Origin of the sequence: Vogesella mureinivorans, from assembly GCF_007644035.1 — a bacterium.
In the GTDB taxonomy this organism is placed as follows: domain Bacteria; phylum Pseudomonadota; class Gammaproteobacteria; order Burkholderiales; family Chromobacteriaceae; genus Vogesella; species Vogesella mureinivorans.
Window position 1 is genome coordinate 1 of record NZ_VMTV02000810.1, and the last position, 336, is coordinate 336.

Consider the following 336-nt stretch of genomic DNA (forward strand, 5'->3'; position numbering starts at 1 on the left):
GCTCGGCCACGCCGCGCTCCAGGCTCGGATCGCGGCCGGCGGCGATCCGCTCGGGACGATCGATGACCTCGATGTCCGGCGCCACGCCCTCGTCTTCCACCGCCCAGCGGCCCTCGGTGTCCATGAAGCGGAAGGTCGCGGCAAGGATGGCGCCGCCGTCGGCCAGACGCGGATTGCCGCTGATGCCGATCAGCCCACCCCAGGTGCGCGTGCCGATGACCGGGCCGAGACCCATCTTGCGGAAGTAGTAGGGCAAGGCGTCGCCGCCCGAGCTGGACAGTCCGTTCGCCAGCATCACCTTCGGCCCGGCGTGGTGCAGCAGCGGGGTCGGGTTGG

1 protein-coding gene is annotated in these 336 nt (G+C 71.7%); it reads right to left on the bottom strand.

All coding sequences use genetic code 11. The features are described 5' to 3' along the window. Positions 1-336, bottom strand: a 336-nt coding sequence (locus FLQ44_RS19750) for a S41 family peptidase (RefSeq protein WP_206209001.1), incomplete at both ends; no start/stop codon positions are given.